A 23,541-nucleotide genomic window follows, 5' to 3' on the forward strand; every position below is an offset into this window, starting at 1 on the left:
AATAAGGATGGCAACAAATGTAAATGAAGAGCAATACTTAGACTTAATCCGTTATGTTTTGGCGAATGGACATCAAAAGGGTGATCGGACAGGAACAGGTACTAAATCTGTTTTCGGATATCAGATGCGATTTGACCTAAGCAAAGGTTTTCCTATTTTAACGACTAAGAAAGTCCCATTTGGCTTGATTAAGAGTGAATTACTATGGTTTTTACGCGGTGATACCAACATTCGCTTCTTACTTCAACACAAGAATCATATTTGGGATGAATGGGCATTTAAGAAGTGGGTGGAAAGTGATGAATATCAAGGTCCAGATATGACGGACTTTGGTCACCGCTGGCTTAAAGATCCAGAGTTTAAGCAGGTCTATCTTCAAGAAAAGAAGGCTTTCTGTCAGCGAATTCTTGAAGATGATGATTTTGCCCAAAAATATGGCGACTTAGGACTTGTTTATGGAAGTCAGTGGCGAAAATGGAAGACGAGTCAAGGCGACACAATTGATCAAATTGCTAATGTTATCCAGCAGATTAAAACTACTCCGGATTCACGACGGATGATTGTTTCGGCTTGGAATCCAGAAGATGTTCCTTCTATGGCTCTCCCTCCATGTCACACCATGTTCCAATTTTATGTTAATGATGGAAAGCTTAGTTGTCAGCTCTATCAACGGAGTGCCGACATCTTTTTAGGGGTTCCATTCAATATCGCTAGTTATGCCTTATTGACGCATATGATTGCTCACCAATGCGGTTTAGAACCTGGCGAGTTTGTTCATACATTAGGGGATGCTCACATTTATCTGAACCATCTTGATCAAGTTAAAGAACAGCTGACAAGAACACCTCATGAAGCTCCTAAATTGATTTTACCTGCTGAACCAAAACCAATCGATCAATATGAAATGACTGATATTAAGTTAGAAGGCTATACTCATGAGCCGGCAATCAAGGCTCCCGTAGCAGTTTAAAAGGAGTGGTTCAAAATGAGTGAGCTGAATTTAATCTGGGCCGAAGATTTAAATGGCTGGATTGGCAAAGATAATACAATTCCATGGCATGTTTCTGCTGATATGAAGCATTTTAAGACAAAGACTACTGGTCACCCAATTATAATGGGGCGAAGAACTTTTGCCTCACTTGGCAATAAACCGTTGCCTAAGCGGGAAAATATTGTGCTTACCAGTAGGAACATAGATGCTGAAGGAGTGGAAGTCGTTCATTCTTTAGCTGCCCTTAAAGAATATCTTAAAGCAAATCCAAACGAATATTTTGTAATCGGTGGGGCAACGATCTATCAGCAATTACTTCCAATGGCGACAAAGCTAACACGAACGGTGATAAATAAGCAAATTGTTGGAGATACAAAAATGCCAACGATCGATTATGACCGTTGGCACTTAGTAAATCACAATAATTATGAAAAAGATGACCAGCTAATTTGTCGTTTTGAAGAATGGGAACTAAACGTATAAAAGAATTGAAAAATACATTAATATCGTGCCGATGAGGACAAAAATATGCCAAATCAAATGGGTATATGCCGTTGGACGACTGTAAAAGAGGGCCCCAAGAGTAAAGGAAAGTCCTCCTAGTAAAAGCAAGCCGAAGCCAACTGGACCAAGTGCACGCCAGAGAGGCATGAAGGCGACTAGACATAGCCAGCCCATAAGAATGTAAATAATGGTTGAATATTTACTTTTATGTTTTAACCAAATACATTTATACACGATTCCGATAACGGATAGGCCCCAAATCACTCCGAAAATTGTCCAACCTAACCAGCCGCGAATGCTAACTAAGCAATAGGGGGTATAAGTTGCGGCAATAAGCACAAAGATCATTGAATGGTCGAGAATTTGAAAAACCCGTTTGGCTCGTGTAAAGATCAAGGCATGAAATAAGGTTGACGAAAGGTAAAAAAGAATTAAAGCACTTCCGTAAATAGTAAAGGTAACAATTCGCATGGGACTACCAGTATGAACAGCTCTAATAATTAACAAGATCAAGCCAGCGATCGATAGTCCTGCCCCGATCCCATGAGTAACCGCATTACCTATTTCTATTAACAAAGTACGCCGATCTCTTGTCTCTTTTTGTGTATCCATCAAAAAACCCCTTTCCAAAGACCAATGAATTTTTAAAATATTTTTGTTATACTAAATAAATAGTAATTGATCCTACAAAATTAGATAAAATTTAGTATAATAGTACTTGAAATAAAATATCTAGTTCTCAATACTAGATAATTATAGCACAAATTGTTCAGGAAGAGTGGTAAGTTTCATGGCAAAGATAAAAATTGTTTGTGACTCATCAGCAGGATTAACTGATGAAGAAATTAAAAAATATGACATTACAATTATACCATTAAGTGTAATGATCGATGGGACGGTATACGTTGAGCGTGAAACAATTACAAACGAACAGTTCCCTGAAATGATGAAGAATGCTAAGTCACTACCAAAGACTTCCCAACCACCAATTGGAAAGTTTGTCGATGCGTTTGATAAGCTAGGCGAAGATGGTAGCGAAGTATTATGCGTTACAATGATGGAATCAATTAGTGGGACCGTCCACGCGGCTGAACAAGCGGCTGGAATGACGAAGACAAAAGTTACAGTCTACGATTCTCAAACGACTGATCGGGCAATGGCTTTTCAAATCATTGAAGCGGCAAAGGTAATTGAAAATGGTGGCTCAGTTCAAGAGGCTATTGAACGAATGAAGTATATATTTGATCATTCAAAAGTTTATTTGGCAATTGATAACTTAGATAATTTAGTTGCTGGGGGCCGAATTAGTAAGTTTGCTGGTGCTTTGTCTAACTTACTAAATATCAAAGTGATGCTTCAAATTGCTGATGGACAAATCCATATTATTATGAAGGGACGAGGAAAGAAAGCTCTTCATAAGGAATGGGATCGAATCTTGAATGAAATGAAGAATGGGCCAAAAGTTATGGGTGCCGGAATCTCCCATGTTGAAGGGAATAGTGAGGTTAATCGTCTTCTAACAAAGATCAAGGCATTTGAGCCTAACTTAGACATCGTTGTTCGAGAGACAGTGCCAATTATTGCAACCCACACTGGAATGGGTGCTTGTTGTTTGCTATACTATACGGAATAATCTTTGATAAAAATAAGTGGAGGCTGAGAAAAATGAAAATTTTTCCCAGCCTCTATCTTCTTAAAATTTTAAAATAAAGGACTATAGAATAGATGAAAAAGTGGACTAAATGGCTATTATTATCGCTTTTGGCTATTATGATTATTGGTGGAGGATGGTATACTGTTAACCACTTTACAAATTTAACTAGTAATAGTTCAAAAGTTGTTAAACCAAAATATGTTGAAAAGAAAAATGTAAAGCTTGTTGCACTAGGTGATTCCCTTACTCACGGTCAAGGGGATGAAACTAATAATGGTGGGTACGTTGGCGTAATTAAGGGAAAAATCGAACATCGTTACCACCAAACTAAGGTGACAACAGTCAATTACGGGGTAACAGGGGACCGATCCGACCAGATTCTTGACCGGTTAAATCAGCAATCTCAATTACGTAGTGACTTACGGAGCGCGGATGTGATTACGATGACTGTTGGTGGAAATGATCTAATGCAAATCCTGGAAAAAAACGTAATGGGCTCTGAACGGCAAGTTACCAGTAGTGTTGAAAGTGGCGAAAAGACTTATCAACAAAAATTAATTAAGCTATTTGATGCAGTTCGAAAGGAAAATCCTAAGGCTCCTATTTTTGTAATGAGTATTTATAATCCTTTCTATACCTATTTCCCAGATGTAACAATTATTAACAAGTCAATTAATCAATGGAACCAAACTACGCAAGATACAATGAATAATTATAAGTCAATGTATTTTGTGAACATTAATAAGTTGATGTCATATGGTCAGTATCAGACTAAGAGTCAGCAACAACAGCTGATCAAGGAAGAAGAGAAGGCTAACCAAGGGCAGGTCAGTCAAAAGCGGGTCATTGAAATTATGAATCATAAGGATAAGAACCTTAATAAATATATTTCAACAGAAGATAATTTCCATCCTAATCATACGGGATACGTCGAAATTGCTGACCAATTATTTAAGGTAATGCAAAAACATGATAGCTGGGAATTCACACGGAGGTAAAAATGAAAAATTCTGAAGAAAAAAAGATTAATTGGTGGAAGTGGGCCTTTTTTTGCTTAGTAGCCTTGATTGTAATTAGCTGTGGGGTTGTATTGAACAAGGCGACTGCACCGACCCCTGCTACTACAACTAGCAAAGCAGTAAAGCCAAGCGATTCATCAGTAACGGTTGAATTGAATAAAAAACAGGTGAATGCTTTAGCTGCTAATTACCTGAATCAGTTTTTAAAAGGGCAAAAGATCCGTTATGATTTTATTGTTGGCGATCAGTATGCTACCCTGACAGGGAATACTAAGTTTCTAGGGGCTAAAGTGCGATTTGCCATTAACTTTATTCCTGAACGGTTAAGTAACGGAAATGTCTTGTTGCGGGCTAAGGGACTTTCAGTTGGACGGTTAAATATCCCAATCAAATTTGTGATGGGTTATATTGCAAAGAATTATAATATTCCTAAATGGGTAACAATTAATCCACAAAAGAAGACAGTTTTATTAGACCTTAACCGTTATAGCAAGCACCGTTCTCTTAAGTACTCAGCTCAGGAAATTAACATGCAAGAAGGACGGTTTAAGTTTTTAATCACGGTCCCAACAAGCAATGAATAAATATTGGAGGAAATCAAAATGAGAATGAGTTTTTATCAGTTTTTAATGACTCAACGAAACCCGAATAGTGCAGATGAAGTTCAACAGTTTGCAAACAACGCTTTTTTTGATACTACTTTTCCTAAGCATTCAGAGGATTTTGATGAAATTTCGCATTATTTAGAAGAAAATGCTGACTATTTGCCATCAATGACAATTTTTGATGAAGCTTGGCAACGGTATATTGATGCAATGAATTAGAAAAGAAGGGAGAAAGTCAAATGGCAACAATTCAATGGTTCCCAGGACACATGGCAAAAGCATTACGCCAAATTCGTGAACAAATGCCACTAGTAGATATTTTATTTGAGCTAGTAGATGCTCGTGTCCCTTATTCGTCACAAAATCCAGAAGTGGCACTAGCTGCAGGAGAAAAGCCCAAACTTTTAATTATGACAAAAACGGACCTAGCAGATCAAAAACGATTAAATGAATGGATTAAATACTTTGAGCAGCATAATCAACCAGTTCTTGCCCTCGATTCACGCCAAAATAACGTGGCAAAAGTTGTAACGGCTAAAAGTAAAGAGATATTAAAAGATAAATTGGCAGAAGAAAAAGCCAAGGGAATGAAAAAGAGGCCAATTCGGGCAATGTGTGTTGGTGTTCCCAATGTAGGAAAATCAACCCTTTTAAATCACCTGGTAAAAAAGAACGTTGCGGCTACTGGAAACCGTCCCGGAGTCACTACTGGACAGCAATGGTTGCGGTCATCAGCAGAATTGGAATTACTCGATACTCCTGGTGTCCTTTGGCATAAATTTGCTACTCCTAAGCAAGGGATAATGCTGGCTTTAACAGGAGCAATTAAAGATAGCTTATACGCAAAGGATGATGTAGCGTTGTTTGCCCTTGATTACTTGCGGCAGCACCAGTCAGAAGTGTTAAAGCAACGTTACCACTTAACTGATGCAGATCTGGATGAATCAGTTACCAATCCAGATTTACTATTAACGATTACTGCTAAAATGGGCTTTCGTGATGATTATGACCGGGCTAGTGAACGGTTGATTTTTGACTTGCGAAAAGGAAAATTAGGACCAATCACTTTGGAAGTACCCGCTGACCTAAATGAGGATGGACTAAATGAATAAGGAAACCATTAGTCAAATTAAGGCCCGTTTACAAACTATCACAGATACAACTGATCCTTACTTGCAAACTATTCATGATGATTCGCGAAAAGGTGTTCAAACGGCAATTCAGCAATTTGAGCGGCGGCTTGCACGGCAGAAGGAAGCTGAAGAGGCGTTCAATAACCGGTTCAAATACGAAAAGTACTATTGGGAAAATGGATGTCAGTATATTGCAGGGATGGATGAAGTAGGAAGAGGACCATTGGCTGGGCCAGTGGTTACTTGTGCAGTAATTTTAAATGCAGATTTTGACCTGATAGGGGTAACTGATTCTAAACAATTAACTAGGCATGAACGGGAAAATTTATATTTACGGATTGTTGATGAGGCGGTTGAAGTTAGCATCGCGGTGAATGATGCGCCAGTGATTGATCAAATGAATATTTATGCTGCTACCCAGGATGCAATGATTCGGGCAGTTAATCACCTTCACCATCGGCCAGATCATCTGATTGTTGATGCTGTCCCGTTAGCAATTGATATTCCCCAGACGACTTTGATCAAGGGGGATCAAAAGAGTATTAGCGTTGCTGCAGCCAGTATTGTCGCAAAAGAATACCGTGATCACCTAATGCGAGACTATGATTATGTTTATCCAGGGTATGGTTTTGCACAAAATATGGGTTATGGAACTAAAGAACATTTAGCCGGCTTAGAAAAAATGGGGGCAACTCCTATTCATCGGCGTTCTTTTAATCCCGTTCCAAAATATTTAAATTAAAAAATGCATTTTCAAAAAGCTTTCGTATATAAATATAAGGAGGCTTTTTTATGTTACAAGTAAACGATTTTCTATTACGGTTAAGTTTGTGTCGCGGAATTGGCTTAGTTTCAAAGTATCGCCTATGGGAATGTGCTCGACAGGCACGCTGCTTTAATAATATTGACTATTTGATTGACCATGCAAATGTTAGCTTACGAAGTGCATCGTCATTAAAAAATAATTGGGCCAGTCCAGAGCTTGATCAAGCAGTGGCCTTAAACAGTCAGGAACAATTTATTACGATTGCGGATCCGTTATACCCGATGACCCTGAAAGAAACGTACTGTCCGCCCTTGGTATTGTTTTATCGTGGTAATCTGAGCTTGCTCCATCAGCCTTCAATTGGTGTTGTTGGCACTAGGCAGATAACTAATTATGGACAGAGCGCTTTACGAGGATTGCTGCCACCAGTAATTAAGCGGCAGATAGTAGTAATCAGTGGTTTAGCTCAAGGAGTAGATGGTTTTAGCCATGAACTGGCGCTAAAACATGGTGGCCTTACTATCGGAGTGATTGGGACGGGTTTAGATCAAGCTTACCCACGAAATCACCAAGTCCTTCAAGATGAGGTTGCCAGACAAGGATTAGTAATTTCTGAGTATGGGCGGGGTGAACCACCTGTGGCTTATCACTTCCCAGAAAGAAACCGAATTATTGCAGGTTTAAGCGAAGTGATTTTGGTTGTCGAGGCAAAGAAAAGGAGTGGGAGTTTAATCACAGCTAATATCGGCTTAGATGAAAATCGGTCTGTATGTGCTATTCCTGGAAGGATTGACGCTCCCTTATCGGTAGGATGTAACAGTTTAATCGCAGCTGGCGCGAAACCAATTCTCAGCGCCCAAGATCTGCTAGATGAGTTTCGGCTGTATGATTCAAGACCTTGATTTCTGGTAAGAAGTTGATTAAAATATTTTGTTCAGTTAGAGATTATATTTGACAGATGGTAGTCAAATGGATTAATAATATTATTGAATGAAATATTAAAAATGTTAGGAGCCTACCAGAATGGCAACCAAAACAACCAAATCAACGGCGAAAAAGACAACTCGTCGCCGTTCAAAAACTAAAAAAAATCTGGTGATCGTGGAATCACCATCAAAGGCAAAAACAATCGGTAAATTTTTAGGCCGGTCCTATAAGGTTGTGGCTAGTTTAGGCCATATTCGGGACTTGCCAAAAAGCCGGATGGGGGTAGATATTGAAAATGATTACACCCCTGATTACATTTCAATTCGGGGAAAGGGTGATGTAATTAAGGAACTACGGAAGGACGCTAAAAATGCGAAAGCCGTATATCTTGCATCTGACCCGGACCGTGAAGGGGAAGCAATTGCCTGGCACGTTTCAAATATTTTAAAGCTTGACGATGATCAAAAGAACCGGGTTACCTTTAACGAAATTACTAAGGATGCTGTTAAAGAAGCTTTTAAGGAACCCCGAGAGATTAATATGGATCTCGTAGATGCCCAACAGGCACGACGGGTATTGGATCGATTAGTTGGATATTCAATTAGCCCAATTTTATGGAAGAAAGTCAAAAAAGGCTTAAGTGCTGGTCGTGTTCAATCAGTTGCCCTTTATCTGATTATTCAACGTGAAAATGAAATTAAAAACTTCAAACCAGAGGAATACTGGACAATTGATGCTGATTTCAAGAAGGGCAAAGAAGAATTCAAGGCTAGTTTTTACGGTGAAAATGGTAAGAAGGTTTCCTTGAAGAATAATGATGACGTTCAGGCAATTCTTTCTAAAATCGATAAAAAGAAAGATTTCGATGTTACTAAGGTGACTAAAAAAGAACGTCGGCGGCAACCACAGCCACCATATACGACCTCGACCATGCAACAGGATGCTAACCGTCGTTTGAACTTCCGAACACGAAAGACAATGATGGCAGCACAAATGTTATATGAAGGGATCGACATTAAAGAAGGAGCACCGGTTGGGTTAATTACCTATATGCGGACGGACTCGACTCGAGTGGCGTCAATTGCTAAGCATGAAGCATCTAACTATATTCATGAAAACTATGGCGCGGAATATGCGGCAATAAAACCGGTTAAGGGTAAATTACCTGAGGGGGCACAAGATGCTCACGAAGCTATTCGGCCAACTTCAGTCTATCGGACACCAGCTAAAATGAAGCAATATTTAACCTCCGACCAGTATAAACTTTATAATTTGATTTGGTCGCGGTTTGTGGCTAGTCAAATGACTGCGGAAGTAATTGATACGATGAGCGTTAACCTCCAGCAAAATGGGGTTGATTTCCGTGCAAATGGATCAAAAGTTAAGTTCCCTGGGTTTACGAAAGTATATAAGCGAGGAACTGAAAAAGATAACTTGTTGCCAGAATTAACTGAAGGTGACAAGGCAAAAATGATAAAGGACGATCCAGCTCAGCACTTTACCCAGCCACCTGCCCGTTATACAGAAGCGGCTCTTATTAAAACCTTGGAAGAAAATGGCGTCGGTCGGCCATCAACCTATGCGCCAACCCTTGATACGATCCAGCGACGTTATTATGTTCGCCTTGTATCACGCCACTTTGAGCCAACTGAACTGGGTGAAATTGTTAACCGAATTATCGAAAAACAATTCCCTGATATTGTCAATGTCCAATTTACTGCCGATATTGAAGGTAAACTTGATGAGATTGAAGAGGGCAAGCAGAACTGGATTAATGTTGTTGATAAATTCTATCAGCCATTCTCAAAAGAAGTTGATGCAGCTGAAGAAGAGGTCGATAAGATTGAGATGAAAGATGAGCTTGCTGGCACAGATTGTGAAATTTGTGGAGCCCCCATGGTTATTAAAATGGGTCGTTATGGTAAGTTCTATGCATGTTCTCGCTTCCCAAATTGTCGGAATACCAAAGCGATTGTAAAAGATACCGGAATTACATGTCCAAAGTGTGGGCAAGGGACGGTTGTTGAACGAAAGTCAAAGAAGAACCGAACTTTCTATGGTTGTTCCCGTTATCCAGATTGTGACTTTGTTTCATGGGATAAACCAATTGGACGTAACTGTCCTAAGGATGGGCACTTCCTCGTTGAAAAGAAAGTCAAGGGTGGTAAACAGGTTGTCTGTCCAAATGGGGATTATAAAGAAGAAGTTCAAAAGTAAAAATTATACTTTATTTTTTACTGAATTTTACTTAAATATTTATTGAAAAGGTTTCCAAAATCTGCTATTGTGCGTTTGGAACCTTTTTTATATACTTAATGTTAAACGATTATCAATTGAAGGGATCGATAACAATGATTACTTTACAAAACCAACAATTAATTGTGCAAATTGATGAATTAGGTGCTCAATTACATAGTATTAAACGGCAGGATAACGAAATCGAGTACTTATGGCAGGGGGATCCTGCTTCATGGAATCGCCAAGCACCAATCCTTTTTCCGTTCGTTGGCCGCTTAAAAGATGATCAATATCAATATGGCAACCAAACTTATCATCAAACACAACATGGTTTTGCACGTGATCGAAAATTCCAAGTTATTGAGCAAACACCATCGATGGTTGTGATGGAACAGCATGATGATAGTGAAACTAAGAAGGCTTTTCCTTTTTCATTTAGTCTTCAGGTAAAATTCGAATTAGTTGTTGATAAGGTTGAAATCAGTTATATGGTAAAAAACCCGAGTGGAGATGAAACATTAATCTATGCTATTGGAGCACATCCTGGTTTTAATATGCCATTAACTGGTGTCGGGAGTTTTGAACAAACAGAATTAAGCGTTAAACCGGCAACAGAATATTCACGGATCGTTTTAGATGGCGCCTATAACGATTCAACTCATCCAAAATTGATTGATATGAAGGATTCATTATCACTTAATCATGATCTTTTTAATAAGGATGCTATTATTTTCAAAACAGATGGCGGCCATTTTACAGCCAAATTAACAGATACTGTTGCTAATCATGGGGTCATAGTTGATACCTTTAATACGGAATACGTGGGAGTTTGGTCGCAATATCCAAGTACAGCTCCATTTGTATGTGTGGAACCATGGTGGGGAATAGCAGATAATGTTAATGCTGATGGGCTCCTTCTTCACAAGCAAGGGATGCACCGTCTTGCACCAGATGAAACAGATAATTATCACTTTAGTATTAAGCCATTTTAACTAAAAAATAGGAGACCGTGAAAATGATTATTTCCAGTCTCCTATTTATTTTGTTTTTTTTCTCGTAAATAATAGCCAAGGCCAAAACTTACCATCGATTCTTTTCCTGATAAAATTCGGTGAATGTTTGATCGGTGACGGTAAAAGACCACTCCTGTTAATATTCCTGCCACGATTGCTAAAATCCAAGCATGAATGAAGAGGGCAATAATGAAAATTGCACTAATCCCAACCATACTGGCGGCACTAACCATACTTGTCAAGCACAAGACAAAGATAAAAATCAAACAGGCAACAACAAAGAGGAGGGGGTTATAGGCTAATAGAATTCCCGCGCTAGTTGCCACAGCTTTCCCACCATGAAAATTATCGAATATTGATACAGTGTGACCAAGACTAGCAAAGAGTCCGATCAATAGTGGGTTAACGGTTCCAGATATCCCTAAAAAGTATGGCTGACTGGCAGCGAGTGTTCCCTTTAGAATATCGATAAATAAAACAACAACGCCTGCCTTAAACCCCAATGTCCGAAAGGTATTCGTTGTTCCGATATTACCGCTACCTAACTTGCGAATATCCTTATGATAAATATACTTACCGATCCAGAGACCAGTTGGGATTGAACCTAATAGGTAAGCGATAATAATCATCCCAATAATTTCAAAAAACATATAAATAGCTCCTTAATAATAGCTTATACAGCTTTTAAGCATAGCATGAATATTTAATTTTAACCACTAGGAAGGCACAATTTGCCATTCTCCAAAGTTTTCAGTATCATTTTAATTATGAATTGAAATTGTGGCCAGTTTAGCTTTACAATTAACAAATGTAAATGGTAAAATAATCTTTCGAACATACGTTTAGGTATAATATTGGCAATGGGAGGTCATTTTGTGGCCAAAGAAGAAGTAAAATATGATGCCTCATCTATACAAGTATTAAAAGGACTTGAGGCGGTACGAAAAAGACCAGGGATGTATATTGGATCTACTGATTCTCGTGGATTGCATCACCTGGTATATGAAATAGTGGATAATGCCGTTGATGAAGCGTTATCCGGTTATGGTGATGAGATTAACATCATCATTGAAGCAGACAATGCAATTACAGTTCAAGATCATGGTCGGGGGATGCCGGTGGGAATGCATGCTTCTGGCAAACCGACACCTGAAGTTATTATGACGGTTCTTCATGCTGGAGGAAAATTTGGTCAATCAGATGGTTATAAGACTTCAGGGGGACTTCATGGTGTTGGAGCTTCCGTTGTAAATGCCTTATCATCACATTTGACCCTGACAATTGTCCGTGATCACGTCCGTTACCAAGAAATTTTTAAGGATGGCGGTCAACCAGTTGGAACATTGAAAAAATTAGGAAAAACCAAAGCGGAGAACGGAACGACCGTCTCATTTAAGCCGGACCCGAAGATTTTTTCAACTACTGTTTATGACTATAATACCTTAGCTAATCGTCTTCGTGAGTCGGCCTTTTTATTGAAAGGGATTAAGATTACCCTTACCGATAAGCGAGCTGGTCAAGAAAAACAAGATGTATTCCAGTTCGCCGATGGAATTCAAGAATTCGTTTCTTATCTTAACGAGGGTAAGGATGTTTTAGGAAAGACGCTTTACTTTGATGGAAAACAAGACGGGGTCGAAGTTGAAGTGGCAGCTCAATATAATGATGGTTATTCTGAGAGCTTGTTATCATTTGTCAACAATGTTCGAACTCCAGATGGTGGTACTCATGAAGCTGGATTCCGGAGTGCCTGGACGAAGACTTTCAATGAATACGCAAAAAAGGTTGGTCTGTTAAAGGCTAATGATAAAAATCTGGAAGGTAGTGATGTTCGGGAAGGGTTAACAGCCGTGATCTCAGTCCGGATTCCAGAACGTCTACTTCAATTTGAGGGTCAGACAAAGGATAAACTGGGAACTCTTGAAGCACGGAAAATTGTTGATGCGATTGTCAGTGAGCAGCTTAACTATGCCCTAATGGAAAATGGTGACTTTGCCCAGATGTTAATTCGTAAGGCATTAAAGGCTCGTGAAGCCCGAGAAGCTGCCCGCAAAGCCCGTAACCAAGCCCGTGGTGGCAAACGAAAGGGTAAAAAGGAACGAAATCTTTCTGGAAAATTGACTCCTGCCCAATCAAAAAATGCTAAGAAAAATGAATTATTCCTAGTCGAAGGGGATTCGGCCGGTGGTTCAGCCAAACAGGGGCGTGACCGTAAATTCCAAGCAATTTTACCATTACGAGGGAAAGTGCTAAATACAGAAAAGGCGAAGTTAGATGATGTCTTAAAAAACGAAGAATTGAATACGATTATCTATACTGTTGGCGCTGGTGCCGGTTCTGAGTTTAATGTTGAAGATTCAAATTACGATAAGATTATTATTATGACTGATGCCGATGATGATGGTGCTCATATTCAGATCCTTCTTCTTACCTTCTTCTACAAGTATATGCGGCCAATGATCGAAGCTGGAAAGATCTATATTGCTCTTCCACCACTTTATCGTTTGCAACGAGGACGTGGAGCTAAGACTAATATCACATATGCGTGGACTAATGAAGAATTAACAAAATTGACTAAAAAGATGGGTAAAGGAGCACAGTTACAACGGTTCAAAGGGCTTGGTGAAATGAATGCCGATCAGTTGTGGGAAACAACAATGAATCCAGATACCCGGACGCTGATCCAAGTTCGTATCGAGGATGCTGAATTAGCTGAGCGTCGTGTAACTACTTTGATGGGTAATAAGGTGGAACCACGGCGAGAATGGATTGAAGAAAATGTCCAATTCACGTTAGCCGATGATCAAGAATCCGATCAATTAGTTGAGAATAAAGGACAATTACCTCAAACTAAAGGACCGACAATTAGTACATGGAATAAATAGAGAAGGGAATCAAGTTTTGTGAGAAACGGAAAAATTGAACATATGACGCTCGAACAGATCATGGGTGATCGTTTTGGGCGTTATTCCAAATCAATTATTCAAGAACGAGCTTTACCTGATATTCGTGATGGATTAAAACCGGTTCAGCGCCGGATTTTATTTGCCATGAATAAAGATGGAAATACTTATGATAAAGGGTTTCGTAAGTCTGCTAAATCAGTTGGGAACGTAATGGGTAACTTCCACCCCCACGGTGATAGTTCGATTTATGAAGCATTAGTCCGGTTGAGTCAGGATTGGAAATTACGTGAACCCCTAATTGAAATGCACGGTAATAATGGATCGATGGATGGTGATCCACCAGCTGCCATGCGTTATACTGAGGCTCGGCTTAGTAAAATAGCAGGTTTAATGCTTCAAGATATCGACAAAGATACAGTTGAGATGGCCTTAAACTTCGATGATACTGAAAAGGAGCCGACAGTTTTACCAGCACGTATTCCTAACTTACTCGTTAATGGAGCAACTGGAATTTCTGCTGGATATGCTACTGAGATCCCAACGCATAATTTAAGCGAAGTTCTTGATGCATTGATTTATCTTATCAAGCATCCAACTGCTTCTTTAGATAAGTTAATGGAATTTATTCCTGGTCCTGATTTCCCAACTGGTGGAATCATTCAGGGGATTGATGGAATTCGTAAGGCATACCAGACTGGTCGCGGTCGAGTGGTAGTGCGAGCAAAAACGGAAATTGAAACCTTACGAGGTGGTCGTCAACAAATTAATGTGACGGAGATTCCTTATGAAGTAAATAAGGCGCAACTGGTTAAGCGAATCAATGATCTGCGCCTTGCCAAAAAAGTTGAGGGAATTGCGGAAGCCCGCGATGAAACTGATCGTAGTGGATTACGAATTGCAATCGAACTCAAGCGGGGAGCTAATGCAAACGGCATTCTTAATTACTTATTAAAGAACACCGATTTACAGATTAACTATAACTTCAATATGGTTGCGATTGATGACCAGCGACCAATGCGTGTTGGCTTGAAGCGAATTTTGACTTCCTATCTCGAATTCCAGAAAGAGATTATTCGTCGACGGACACAATATAACCTAACGAAGGCTCAGCAACGTTTGCATATTGTCGAAGGGTTAATCAAAGCACTATCAATTTTAGATAAGGTCATTAAAACGATCCGCGCAAGTAAGAATCGTAAGGACGCAAAGGAAAACTTAGTAAAAGAATACAACTTCACACCTGAGCAGGCCGAAGCAATTGTTACCTTGCAACTTTATCGCTTAACAAATACGGATGTAACTGAGCTAGAAAAAGAACAAGAGCAACTAAACTCGCGGATTAATGAATATCAGTTAATCTTAACTAACGAAAATGAGCTAGCAAAAGTCCTTACTAAGGAAATTAGGGCCATCAAGAAGGAATTTGGCAATCCGCGACGGACTAAGATTGAAAATCATGTTGAAAAACTTGAGATTGATACTAAAGTTACGGTTGCAAATGAAGATGTTGTAGTCTTGGTTTCACATGCGGGCTATATCAAACGAAGCAGTATTCGCTCCTTCAAGGCTTCGGAAGCAGAAGAAAACGGTCTCCGGGAAGACGATTACCCATTATTGATTCAACAAACGAATACCTTATCGCATTTATTTATGTTTACCAACCTTGGGCATATTATTTACCGCCCAATTCATGAAATTGCGGATGCGCGGTGGAAGGATACTGGCGAGCATATCTCACAAACAATCGGCTTAGCAGATAATGAAGAGATCATTAAGGCAATGATTTTTGATAAACTGGATCAACCGGGAACAATTATCATGGGAACCAGCGATGGTCAAGTAAAGCAAACGGCCTTTAATGACTATAAGCCCGGTTCTCGTTACAAGAGTCATGCAAGTGTTGCAATTAAGCTCAGGGATAATGCGCAAGTTGTAAATGTTGATTACTATGAACCAACAAATGAGAATTGTTCACTATTGACGATTAGTCGCCAAGGATATGCGGTGCGGTATGATGTCGCAGATGTTCCTGTAACAGGGATCCGGACAGCTGGTGTACGGGCCATTAACCTGAAAGATGATGACCAAGTGGCAGACCAAATCTTGGTTAAAGATGGTCAAGATATTGCTGTAATTACCCAACGAGGTGCATTTAAGGAAATGCCCGTTGATGAGATTGAGGTTGGGGCACGAGCACGACGAGGAGAACTTGTCCTTCGGAGGTTAAAATCACATCCTCATGAAATTGCGGACTTCCTTGCTTATGACCCTGATTATCAGGGAGCTTTTGAGGCTATTACTAACCGGCCGGCATTCCAAGATATAATGGCTACCGACCATCATCTAAGTTCGATCAAGTCAAACGGGACTTTTGTAATCGACACCGATACGCAAGGGGAACCAGTAAAGCTTCGATTGAAACAAACTAATATCTTAACGGAAGAACCTGTTAGTCAAAGCTAAGAAGAAGGCGAAAAATTTGGCATACATTAAAGAAATTCGTGATCTGGTGGGGCATCGTCCTTTAATCATGACTAGTGCTTCTGGAGCGCTTTTAGACCAGCAAGGAGCTGTCTTGCTTCAAGAACGCGCAGATACTGGTGATTGGGGCTTTCCAGGCGGCTATATGGAATTTGGCGAATCTTTTGAGCAAACTGTAAAGCGCGAATTTAAAGAAGATGCGGGAATTGAAATTGTGCCTGTCAAACAACTAGCAATTCTTGACCAAGATTTTTATACTTATCCTAATGGTGACCGCGTTCAACCAATTAATGCATTTTACTTAGTTGAAGAAACTAGCGCTAAACATTATCAGCCAAAAGTTACAGAAACGACAACCACTGAATATTTTTCATTAGATGAAGAACCACCACGCTTTTTTAACGGCCAGCATGAACAAATGTGGCAGATCTTAAAAGATTTTACCCATAATAGAAAAGATATTTAATAATTGTTCTTTAATCTATTAACTTCCATGATAGAATAGAAAATGTAGATTGTTTCACCTACTAGAAATAACTAGGATTAAAGTAGTGAACAAACAGGAGGAATTTATATGAGCAAAGAATTAGTATTTGGACACCAAAAGCCTGATACAGATGCGATTACCGCTGCAATGGCATTTTCATACTTCCAAAACCAATTGGGATACGAAACTGAAGCAGTTGCTTTAGGTGAACCAAATGATGAGACTAAGTTTGCATTGAAGACTTTCGGTATGGAAGCACCACGCGTAATCGAAACTGCTGCAAACGAAGTAGATAAGGTAATGCTTGTAGACCACAACGAACCACAACAAAGTGTTAGTGATATCGACAAGGTCACTGTAACGCACTTAGTTGACCACCACCGGATTGCCGGCTTTGAAACTGCTCAACCACTCTGGGCAACTGTTCGTCCTTACGGTTGTGTAAGTACAATCATTACAGAATTGTTCCAAGAAAAGCACATTAATATTCCCGCTAACTTGGCTGGGATGATGCTTTCTGCTATCATTTCTGATACCTTGCTTTTGAAGTCACCAACTACAACTGACCACGATCGTGAAGCTGTTAAGTACTTAGCAAAGATCGCTGGTGTTGAAGATTACGAAAAGTACGGCATTGAAATGCTTAAGGCTGGTACTAACCTTGGTGCTAAGTCTGATGCTGACATCGTTGATGGTGATGCTAAGACCTTTGAACTTGGCGGCAAGAAAGTTCGTATTGGTCAAGTTAACACTGTCGATTTAGATGATGTTTTTGCTCGTCAAGCTGATCTTGAAAGTCAAATGCAAAGTATGATGGACGATAACGATTATGACTTATTCTTATTAATCGCTACTAATATCTTAAACAGTGACTCAGAATTATTAGTTATTGGTGATCCTGCTGAAAAGGTTGAAGCAGCCTTTGGTAAGAAGCTTAACGAAAACAAGCGGATGAATTTACCAGGTGTTGTATCACGGAAGAAGCAAGTTGTTCCTCCTTTGACTGATGCATTCGAAGGTTAATAAATAAATTAAACCTGAAATGTCAATTTAAATTAGAAAAAAGGTGAAAGTTGTTCTTCTGTGACATGACTCAAGAATACTTCTAATGGTGTACGATAATTAAGAGATTTTCGTGGGATATTGTTGCGACGATGCATTAGCTGAGTGACTAGTTCGTCTGGTAAATCGCGAAAATCTAGCTTTTTACTAAGACCATCACGACGCAAGAGGCCGTTATTATTTTCGTTTAACCCTCGTTGATTGGGAGCACCGACTTCCGCAAAATAGGTGTGAAGATCATACTTATTGGCTATTTCTCGCCATCCAGCAAATTCTTTCCCGTTATCAAAAGTAATTGATTTAACAAAGTGACGTGGCAGTTTAGCGAGCCATTGATCAAGCTGGCAATTCACTGCTTCGTCTGTTTTATGATGAATATTAAGGACAATCATTACTTTGGATTGTCGCTCTACTAGCGTCATTACCGCTCCGCGGTGAGCTTTACCTTGAACTGTATCAGCTTCAAAGTGCCCAAATTCATGTTGGTAATGCGGAAAATCACGATATCGTTGATAGATACTGCGTCCTAATTGGCCAGCTTTACCACGATGTTCCACATAGCCATTGGGATGGCGTTTTCCTTTCATCGGTAGCTGTTTAACGGAAAAGCCATACTGATTGCGGGCAAACATGCGATAAAGGGTGCGCATACTGCAGCTAATTGGGTGTTCATGACGACCAATAATAGTATCAGGAGTCCAACCTGCCTTGATTTGCGCATGGATATAGTTAACTTCGATAGTTGGCAGTTGGGTCTGCTTCCGACCACAACGACGCTTATGTCGCTGATAAGTCTGAAGATATTGGTCGATGGTTTTACCGTCGTTGAGGAAACGATAAACACGATAGATGGTTTCTTGACTACGCTGAAGTAATTTAGCAGCCCGATAAGCTTTAGTACCTTGATACCAAAAATCAGCTATGAGAGTTAATTCACGTGTGGTAAGATGTTTATAGGTCATTTGTGATTGCCTTTCTTTTGATTAGGGATATTCAAAAGTCTATCACAAATGGCTTTTTATTTTTTCTAACTTAATTTTACAAACGACGAAATTAAAAACTGAGGAAAATCGCAAAATTTTTCTCAGTTTTTTTGAGCTTTAAATTTCAAAGCTTATTCTTAATTAGTTAAAATATAAGTACTGATTTTAAGAAATGGGGTTGATATTAATGAATATCACATTTACTGATCAAGCTATTGAACGTTTACAGCGTTATGAATTATCTTCTAAGAAGATGCTCCTAGATTTTGATGATGGGGTGGGCCCATTTTCTGCCGTTGGGAGTTGCAGTTTAGATGGTGATTATCGACTAATCCTTGTTAAAGAGGATTTAGATACCCCAGATTATAATGAAAAAATTACCTCTAATTTGGGGGATGTTTTTATTAAAGACCATACAGCAGTTCAATTTGATGATGAAATGGAAGTAAGGTTTAATCCGCGATACTTTACAATGCCACTTGTCAGTCCTAAACGCGTTTTAACGGATAATCTTGAAGTTCTGGATCTTAGTAAGACAGACTTAAATTCTCAAATTGATCGAGCGCATGATTGCTAACAATATAATAAGGGAGCGTGATAGAAGCCAGATACGACTTCATGATCATGCTCCCTTATTGCTTTTAAAGGATAATCCTGAAAATAAAAGTGATGATAATTGCAAAAATTCCAATAATCGTTGCATAGGAAAAATGTTTACGTTGAGCTGGTTTAATTAATGCTTGCCTCCCCCATGAAAATTGTGAATAAAGCCCATAAAAAAGCGGCAATAAGCAAAATATATAATTTCCAGTTAATTGGAAGATGATGGTAAAAATCGCCATAAAATACCATCATGCCGATAAACATCACAATAGCATAGGCATAGTTATCGCGGTGAAAGTTAAAATTAAAAAGATAAGCAAACGCGCAAAATAATAAAATACTAATAATATCGTTTAAAATCATACCCTCTACACACTTCCTTATGGTTTTTATTATAGTCATTAACAGGATAAAGATAAAATATTAAGAAGCAATCGCAAATAATATGATATGATGGTCTTGTTAGAATTAATGAAGGCGGTGCTTACAGTGAAGAAAAAAGCTATGCGACGAGAAATAAAATTATTAACTGAAGAAAATCAACAATTACGTCGATATACCTTACTAGCATCAATCGGAATTTTATTAAGTATGATGATTGGGTTAGTTCGAATGGTTCAAAAAAATTAGTTAGGAAATTTTTTAGAGGGAAGTATAGTGGAGTTAGGATACCGAAAAGCGACACTTGAAGATTTACCAAAAATTGTTGAAATTTATAACCAAATTATTCCGTCAAGGTTAGCGACTGCAGATCTTACTCCGATAACGGTTGAGAAACGGAAAGAGTGGTTTGAAGCGTTTGACGAAAATTATCCAATCTGGGTAATTGAATATCAAAAAGAGGTTCTCGGGTGGGTTGCCCTTGAGCACTTTTATGGTCGTCCAGCCTATGATCATACTAGTGAAATTGCCATTTACCTTGATCAACGGTTACGGAAACAAGGGGTTGGTACAAAAACCATGGAATTTATTATCGGTCAATTGCCTAAATTAACAGTTGATACAATCGTGGCTTATATCTTTGGTCATAATATTCCAAGCCTAAAGTTATTTAAATCGTTTGGTTTTACGCAATGGGGGCTTTTACCACAAGTAGCAGAGCTTGATGGGATTAAACGTGATTTAGTTATTTTAGGACGTCATTTTAAATGATTATTGTGTAAATATGACATAAGTAAAGCCACGTCCATAAGAAGTAACCAGAATAGGCCTCCAACGCCCGGTAAAGCCGAATGCTGGAGGCCTATGGTGCATATGAGAGCTTCGTATTGAAAACGAAGGTGCCCGTGATGCTTTGCTCGTTCCCTTATTTTGTATCTTTTTTTACTTCTTCTTTTGTTTTAACATCATTGATATGTAGCTCAAACTTAACTAAATTTAAACCAGTCATCTTATCGATTGCACGCTGCACCTCAGAACAAACAGCCTTAAAAATTTCTGGAGCACTTTTACCATATTCGATGGTAGCTTCCATTTTTAATGCGACTTGCTTTTCACCAACATCAGCATCGATTCCCTTTGTTGGATTGCTTCCGGAAGTTACTTTATCTGCTAATTCACTAAACATATTTCCGTCGAGGGAAAGGATCCCAGGGACTTTGCTAGCGGTAATTCCAGCAATTTTTTCAATTACCTGATCATCAAATGTTAATTGTTCATCAATTGTTTTATTATTTGTAGTGGTTGTCATATTAATTCCTCCTTGAATTAGTTGGCAAATTTATCTAACATTTTTATCGCGAGTTTATTTAATGAATAGCCTTTTGCATCAAGAACATAGCCAATTCCGCCTAAGATAGTGACAGCTAACAGAATGCCAATCATTGGGAAAAAGCCCCACATAATCCAACTAATGCTGATAAGCAGTCCTAAGATAACGCCAATTGTAGCAAGTTTCATAGTGTACCTCCTTTTTAGACAATGTTAACTGATTCTTTGTTTGAGTATGGACTTAACTTAATATGTAATTTATTAAGATCAATGTCGAAGTCTCGTTTAAGGTTTTCTTTAATTGTCTGGAGTAGTACTGTATGAATTAGTTTTGGATTGGTTCTATTGGACATCATTCCGTGAATGGTAACATCTGCATTATGATTGTTACGGTGCATTTTGAGTTTAATTACTGGGTTATAAAGGTCAAATTTAGCAATTGAAGTAGTTAAGCTATGTTCAACTGCATGTTGATCAATTTGAACTTTATTAGCACCATCCTTAGCGATTGTCATTTGTTTAGTCGTTGTTGGGCGAAAAACGGCAATTGCTATTACGGTTAAAGCAACGATAATTAAAAATACTGCGACTCCGGCTGAGAAACTTTGACCGATGGGGCTGTGAAGCCAATCGTTAACTGGAATCGTCCAAGTTTGGTCACGATAAAACCATAATGATACGACAACGATTCCAATAATTACCTGAAGCATCATCACAAATGAAACCCACCATTTTTTCCATGCGGCCATTAGTACCACTTCCTTTCTATAAATGTTTTTTTGCTATGAATTAATAATAACATAAGAGAAAGCGTTTTACGTTGATTACAAAAATGCTAAAGGTAATATTAAGAACCTATTAACAGAATAGTCATAATTAAAAATCGATCTTACAATCATGTTCCGATGTAAGATCGATTTTTAATTCTTTAATTATTTTGGCGCTCTTGTAGTTTGGCAATTTCAGAATAAGCAGGGGCAAGCATATCTTCAATTTGTTGGAAGAGTGGAGTATAACGTTGATATACTTTTACTGCGGTTGGATCTGGTTGGTAAGAACTGACCTTACCAATGAACTTTTGTGGTGTATCAAGACTATCGATCATTCCCAAACTTTGCATAGCCATAACTACTGATCCAAGGCAGCCTGATTCAAATGAGTCTGGAACATTAACAGGACAGTTTAAGATATCGGCAAGCATTTGACGCCATACTTTTGAACGGGCAAAGCCACCTGTTGCGGTAACGCTTGCTGGTTCGCCAACTAAAGCCCGTACTGCTTGGAAGACTGTTGCAATATTCATGCTAATTCCTTCCATGACTGCCCGTAGCATATCAGCCCGTGTATGAATATGAGAAAGGCCAAAGAAACTACCGCGCGCTTTGGCATTCCACAATGGCGCCCGTTCACCGCCCAGGAAGGGATGGAAGAGAAGTCCATGTGCCCCTGCTGGTACTCCTTCAATAACGTGATTTGCTAAAGTATAAGGATCCACCTGTTCGTTCTTAACAGCGCTACTATCGACAAGGTGTTTTACTGCCCATTCATAGACATCGCCACCGTTATTAAGCGGGCCACCAACGACCCACAATCCTTTATTAATAGCATAGCAGAAGAGGCGTCGTTCTGGATCAATAACAGGATGGTCAGTTACGACTCGTACAGCTGCAGAAGTGCCAATTGTAATTGCTACTGTGTTTTGCTTGGTTGCACCAACACCAATATTTGAAAGGGCACCATCATAAGCACCATAGACAAATGGCGTATCAGCGGGTACTCCTAGTTTTTCTTGGGCTTCGGGCACTAAACCAGTTGCTTGAGTTGTTCCATCAACAATTTCAGGCAGTTGATCTTTGGTTATCCCTGCAACCCGGAGTGCCTGGTCATCCCAATCACAAGTTTTTAGATTCATCAAGCCAGTTGAGGAAGCGATTGACATATCAACCTTAAATTCATTAAATAACCGATAGAGAAGGTAAGCTTTAATATCAGCAAAATATGCTGTACGGCTAAATAAATCTGGTTCGTCTTCCCTTAACCAAAGGAGCTTTGTCAACGTTGACATGGGATGAACAGGAACCCCTGTCTTCATATATAATTGTTGTCCTTCAGTCATCATCTTGAGGTTATCTGCCGCGCGCTGAGCTCGACTATCAGCCCAGGTGATTAACCGTGAAAGGGGCTTCTTATTCTTATCTAATAAGAGGAGGCTTTGGTTTGCACTTGAGATTGAAACTGCTAGTAGTTTCCCTGTACTGAGATCAGCTGCCGTAGCCACATCATGGATAGCTTGTTCAGCAGCATTGATTACTTCTTCTGGCTCTTGTTCTGCCATTCCCGCGGCATTGCGGTGCAACTCGTAGCCATAGTTAGCTTGTGTGATCACCTGTGCATCTTGATCGTATAAAACGGCCTTTGTGCTAGAGGTTCCAACGTCAACACCAATTAAGTAGTTCATT

At 39.2% G+C, this 23,541-nt stretch carries 26 protein-coding genes; 18 read left to right on the forward strand and 8 right to left on the reverse strand.

Features of this window, described 5'->3' with window-relative positions:
- The first annotated feature begins 7 nt into the window (after positions 1 to 7).
- A complete protein-coding gene (locus tag LREU_RS04115) occupies positions 8 to 970 on the forward strand; it encodes a thymidylate synthase (protein WP_003668102.1) in 963 nt (320 codons plus the stop codon).
- Between the two features lie 15 nt (positions 971 to 985).
- Positions 986 to 1,474: a dihydrofolate reductase gene (locus LREU_RS04120; protein WP_003666061.1), complete on the forward strand. Its 489-nt coding sequence runs from the start codon at positions 986 to 988 to the stop codon at positions 1,472 to 1,474.
- Here the strand turns inward: LREU_RS04120 and trhA are convergent.
- On the reverse strand, positions 1,463 to 2,107 hold the full coding sequence (trhA, locus tag LREU_RS04125; protein ID WP_003666062.1) for a PAQR family membrane homeostasis protein TrhA: 645 nt from the start codon (positions 2,105 to 2,107) through the stop codon (positions 1,463 to 1,465). The two genes, LREU_RS04120 and trhA, sit on opposite strands and share 12 nt — an antisense overlap.
- A gap of 178 nt (positions 2,108 to 2,285) precedes the next feature.
- Between trhA and LREU_RS04130 the strand changes: the two genes are divergently transcribed.
- From LREU_RS04130 to LREU_RS04170, 9 genes are all read left to right on the forward strand, one after another.
- Positions 2,286 to 3,128 carry a DegV family protein gene (locus LREU_RS04130; protein ID WP_003668100.1) on the forward strand — a complete coding sequence of 281 codons (843 nt, stop codon included), beginning with the start codon at positions 2,286 to 2,288 and terminating at the stop codon, positions 3,126 to 3,128.
- A 92-nt stretch (positions 3,129 to 3,220) separates the two neighbouring features.
- Entirely contained in the window at positions 3,221 to 4,147 is a 927-nt protein-coding gene (locus tag LREU_RS04135) for an SGNH/GDSL hydrolase family protein (protein ID WP_003668098.1), read from the forward strand.
- Positions 4,148 to 4,149: 2 nt separating this feature from the next.
- Positions 4,150 to 4,752, forward strand: coding sequence for a YpmS family protein (locus LREU_RS04140; RefSeq protein ID WP_003668094.1), 603 nt, complete (start codon positions 4,150 to 4,152; stop codon positions 4,750 to 4,752).
- 18 nt (positions 4,753 to 4,770) lie between these two features.
- Positions 4,771 to 4,992, forward strand: a complete 222-nt coding sequence (locus tag LREU_RS04145) for a YozE family protein (RefSeq protein ID WP_003668092.1) — start codon at positions 4,771 to 4,773, stop codon at positions 4,990 to 4,992.
- A gap of 20 nt (positions 4,993 to 5,012) precedes the next feature.
- Complete coding sequence (ylqF, locus tag LREU_RS04150) at positions 5,013 to 5,885, forward strand: ribosome biogenesis GTPase YlqF (protein ID WP_003668091.1); 873 nt, start codon at positions 5,013 to 5,015, stop codon at positions 5,883 to 5,885.
- Positions 5,878 to 6,648: a ribonuclease HII gene (locus LREU_RS04155; protein ID WP_003668089.1), complete on the forward strand. Its 771-nt coding sequence runs from the start codon at positions 5,878 to 5,880 to the stop codon at positions 6,646 to 6,648. Before ylqF ends, LREU_RS04155 begins: the two co-directional genes overlap by 8 nt.
- Positions 6,649 to 6,698: 50 nt before the next feature.
- Positions 6,699 to 7,574 carry a DNA-processing protein DprA gene (gene dprA / locus LREU_RS04160; protein ID WP_003668087.1) on the forward strand — a complete coding sequence of 292 codons (876 nt, stop codon included), beginning with the start codon at positions 6,699 to 6,701 and terminating at the stop codon, positions 7,572 to 7,574.
- Positions 7,575 to 7,695: 121 nt separating this feature from the next.
- On the forward strand, positions 7,696 to 9,816 hold the full coding sequence (gene topA, locus LREU_RS04165; RefSeq protein ID WP_003668086.1) for a type I DNA topoisomerase: 2,121 nt from the start codon (positions 7,696 to 7,698) through the stop codon (positions 9,814 to 9,816).
- 134 nt (positions 9,817 to 9,950) lie between these two features.
- Positions 9,951 to 10,829 (forward strand): aldose 1-epimerase family protein, encoded by an 879-nt coding sequence (locus LREU_RS04170; protein WP_011953445.1) that lies wholly within the window; start codon positions 9,951 to 9,953, stop codon positions 10,827 to 10,829.
- A gap of 41 nt (positions 10,830 to 10,870) precedes the next feature.
- On the opposite strand, the gene plsY is transcribed toward LREU_RS04170, so the two are convergent.
- The gene (gene plsY, locus LREU_RS04175) at positions 10,871 to 11,500 is read right to left on the reverse strand and encodes a glycerol-3-phosphate 1-O-acyltransferase PlsY (protein WP_003666074.1); all 630 of its coding nucleotides are present in this window, start codon (positions 11,498 to 11,500) and stop codon (positions 10,871 to 10,873) included.
- 210 nt (positions 11,501 to 11,710) lie between these two features.
- On the opposite strand from plsY, the gene parE reads away from it, so the two are divergent.
- The 4 genes from parE (at position 11,711) to LREU_RS04195 (ending at position 17,747) form a co-directional block, all read left to right on the forward strand.
- Positions 11,711 to 13,735 (forward strand): DNA topoisomerase IV subunit B, encoded by a 2,025-nt coding sequence (parE, locus tag LREU_RS04180; protein ID WP_003668081.1) that lies wholly within the window; start codon positions 11,711 to 11,713, stop codon positions 13,733 to 13,735.
- A gap of 18 nt (positions 13,736 to 13,753) precedes the next feature.
- A complete protein-coding gene (parC, locus tag LREU_RS04185; protein WP_003668080.1) occupies positions 13,754 to 16,219 on the forward strand; it encodes a DNA topoisomerase IV subunit A in 2,466 nt (821 codons plus the stop codon).
- 16 nt (positions 16,220 to 16,235) lie between these two features.
- Positions 16,236 to 16,703: an NUDIX hydrolase gene (locus tag LREU_RS04190; protein ID WP_003668077.1), complete on the forward strand. Its 468-nt coding sequence runs from the start codon at positions 16,236 to 16,238 to the stop codon at positions 16,701 to 16,703.
- Positions 16,704 to 16,811: 108 nt separating this feature from the next.
- Complete coding sequence (locus LREU_RS04195; RefSeq protein ID WP_003668076.1) at positions 16,812 to 17,747, forward strand: manganese-dependent inorganic pyrophosphatase; 936 nt, start codon at positions 16,812 to 16,814, stop codon at positions 17,745 to 17,747.
- A gap of 32 nt (positions 17,748 to 17,779) precedes the next feature.
- Here LREU_RS04195 and LREU_RS04200 read toward each other — a convergent pair whose 3' ends face one another.
- A complete protein-coding gene (locus LREU_RS04200) occupies positions 17,780 to 18,748 on the reverse strand; it encodes an IS30 family transposase (protein ID WP_003668074.1) in 969 nt (322 codons plus the stop codon).
- Between the two features lie 208 nt (positions 18,749 to 18,956).
- Between LREU_RS04200 and LREU_RS04205 the strand changes: the two genes are divergently transcribed.
- Entirely contained in the window at positions 18,957 to 19,346 is a 390-nt protein-coding gene (locus LREU_RS04205) for an iron-sulfur cluster biosynthesis family protein (RefSeq protein WP_011953446.1), read from the forward strand.
- Between the two features lie 152 nt (positions 19,347 to 19,498).
- Here the strand turns inward: LREU_RS04205 and LREU_RS04210 are convergent, their stop codons facing one another.
- Complete coding sequence (locus tag LREU_RS04210; RefSeq protein ID WP_225355121.1) at positions 19,499 to 19,735, reverse strand: hypothetical protein; 237 nt, start codon at positions 19,733 to 19,735, stop codon at positions 19,499 to 19,501.
- A gap of 126 nt (positions 19,736 to 19,861) precedes the next feature.
- Between LREU_RS04210 and LREU_RS04215 the strand changes: the two genes are divergently transcribed.
- Both LREU_RS04215 and LREU_RS04220 read left to right on the forward strand, forming a co-directional pair.
- Entirely contained in the window at positions 19,862 to 20,002 is a 141-nt protein-coding gene (locus tag LREU_RS04215; protein ID WP_003666088.1) for a hypothetical protein, read from the forward strand.
- 27 nt (positions 20,003 to 20,029) lie between these two features.
- Positions 20,030 to 20,524 carry a GNAT family N-acetyltransferase gene (locus tag LREU_RS04220; protein WP_003668064.1) on the forward strand — a complete coding sequence of 165 codons (495 nt, stop codon included), beginning with the start codon at positions 20,030 to 20,032 and terminating at the stop codon, positions 20,522 to 20,524.
- A 154-nt stretch (positions 20,525 to 20,678) separates the two neighbouring features.
- Here LREU_RS04220 and LREU_RS04225 read toward each other — a convergent pair whose 3' ends face one another.
- From LREU_RS04225 to LREU_RS04240, 4 genes are all read right to left on the reverse strand, one after another.
- Positions 20,679 to 21,062: an Asp23/Gls24 family envelope stress response protein gene (locus LREU_RS04225; RefSeq protein ID WP_003668062.1), complete on the reverse strand. Its 384-nt coding sequence runs from the start codon at positions 21,060 to 21,062 to the stop codon at positions 20,679 to 20,681.
- Positions 21,063 to 21,079: 17 nt separating this feature from the next.
- Positions 21,080 to 21,271, reverse strand: a complete 192-nt coding sequence (locus LREU_RS04230; protein WP_003666092.1) for a hypothetical protein — start codon at positions 21,269 to 21,271, stop codon at positions 21,080 to 21,082.
- A gap of 14 nt (positions 21,272 to 21,285) precedes the next feature.
- Positions 21,286 to 21,831, reverse strand: a complete 546-nt coding sequence (gene amaP / locus LREU_RS04235; RefSeq protein ID WP_003668061.1) for an alkaline shock response membrane anchor protein AmaP — start codon at positions 21,829 to 21,831, stop codon at positions 21,286 to 21,288.
- A gap of 179 nt (positions 21,832 to 22,010) precedes the next feature.
- A complete protein-coding gene (locus LREU_RS04240; RefSeq protein ID WP_003668059.1) occupies positions 22,011 to 23,540 on the reverse strand; it encodes a gluconokinase in 1,530 nt (509 codons plus the stop codon).
- Position 23,541 lies beyond the last annotated feature (1 nt).

Origin of the sequence: Limosilactobacillus reuteri subsp. reuteri (assembly GCF_000016825.1) — a bacterium.
GTDB lineage: Bacteria > Bacillota > Bacilli > Lactobacillales > Lactobacillaceae > Limosilactobacillus > Limosilactobacillus reuteri.

Coding starts and splice junctions, on each gene's coding strand:
- dprA (WP_003668087.1), top strand. CDS start 6,699: ATGTTACAAGTAAACGATTTTCTATTACGGTTAAGTTTGTGTCGCGGA.
- topA (WP_003668086.1), top strand. CDS start 7,696: ATGGCAACCAAAACAACCAAATCAACGGCGAAAAAGACAACTCGTCGC.
- ylqF (WP_003668091.1), top strand. CDS start 5,013: ATGGCAACAATTCAATGGTTCCCAGGACACATGGCAAAAGCATTACGC.
- plsY (WP_003666074.1), bottom strand. CDS start 11,500: ATGTTTTTTGAAATTATTGGGATGATTATTATCGCTTACCTATTAGGT.
- LREU_RS04140 (WP_003668094.1), top strand. CDS start 4,150: ATGAAAAATTCTGAAGAAAAAAAGATTAATTGGTGGAAGTGGGCCTTT.
- LREU_RS04225 (WP_003668062.1), bottom strand. CDS start 21,062: ATGACAACCACTACAAATAATAAAACAATTGATGAACAATTAACATTT.
- LREU_RS04170 (WP_011953445.1), top strand. CDS start 9,951: ATGATTACTTTACAAAACCAACAATTAATTGTGCAAATTGATGAATTA.
- LREU_RS04230 (WP_003666092.1), bottom strand. CDS start 21,271: ATGAAACTTGCTACAATTGGCGTTATCTTAGGACTGCTTATCAGCATT.
- LREU_RS04120 (WP_003666061.1), top strand. CDS start 986: ATGAGTGAGCTGAATTTAATCTGGGCCGAAGATTTAAATGGCTGGATT.
- LREU_RS04115 (WP_003668102.1), top strand. CDS start 8: ATGGCAACAAATGTAAATGAAGAGCAATACTTAGACTTAATCCGTTAT.
- LREU_RS04155 (WP_003668089.1), top strand. CDS start 5,878: ATGAATAAGGAAACCATTAGTCAAATTAAGGCCCGTTTACAAACTATC.
- LREU_RS04200 (WP_003668074.1), bottom strand. CDS start 18,748: ATGACCTATAAACATCTTACCACACGTGAATTAACTCTCATAGCTGAT.
- LREU_RS04130 (WP_003668100.1), top strand. CDS start 2,286: ATGGCAAAGATAAAAATTGTTTGTGACTCATCAGCAGGATTAACTGAT.
- trhA (WP_003666062.1), bottom strand. CDS start 2,107: ATGGATACACAAAAAGAGACAAGAGATCGGCGTACTTTGTTAATAGAA.
- LREU_RS04195 (WP_003668076.1), top strand. CDS start 16,812: ATGAGCAAAGAATTAGTATTTGGACACCAAAAGCCTGATACAGATGCG.
- LREU_RS04240 (WP_003668059.1), bottom strand. CDS start 23,540: ATGAACTACTTAATTGGTGTTGACGTTGGAACCTCTAGCACAAAGGCC.
- LREU_RS04135 (WP_003668098.1), top strand. CDS start 3,221: ATGAAAAAGTGGACTAAATGGCTATTATTATCGCTTTTGGCTATTATG.
- LREU_RS04210 (WP_225355121.1), bottom strand. CDS start 19,735: ATGATTTTAAACGATATTATTAGTATTTTATTATTTTGCGCGTTTGCT.
- amaP (WP_003668061.1), bottom strand. CDS start 21,831: ATGGCCGCATGGAAAAAATGGTGGGTTTCATTTGTGATGATGCTTCAG.
- LREU_RS04205 (WP_011953446.1), top strand. CDS start 18,957: ATGAATATCACATTTACTGATCAAGCTATTGAACGTTTACAGCGTTAT.
- parE (WP_003668081.1), top strand. CDS start 11,711: ATGGGAGGTCATTTTGTGGCCAAAGAAGAAGTAAAATATGATGCCTCA.
- LREU_RS04145 (WP_003668092.1), top strand. CDS start 4,771: ATGAGAATGAGTTTTTATCAGTTTTTAATGACTCAACGAAACCCGAAT.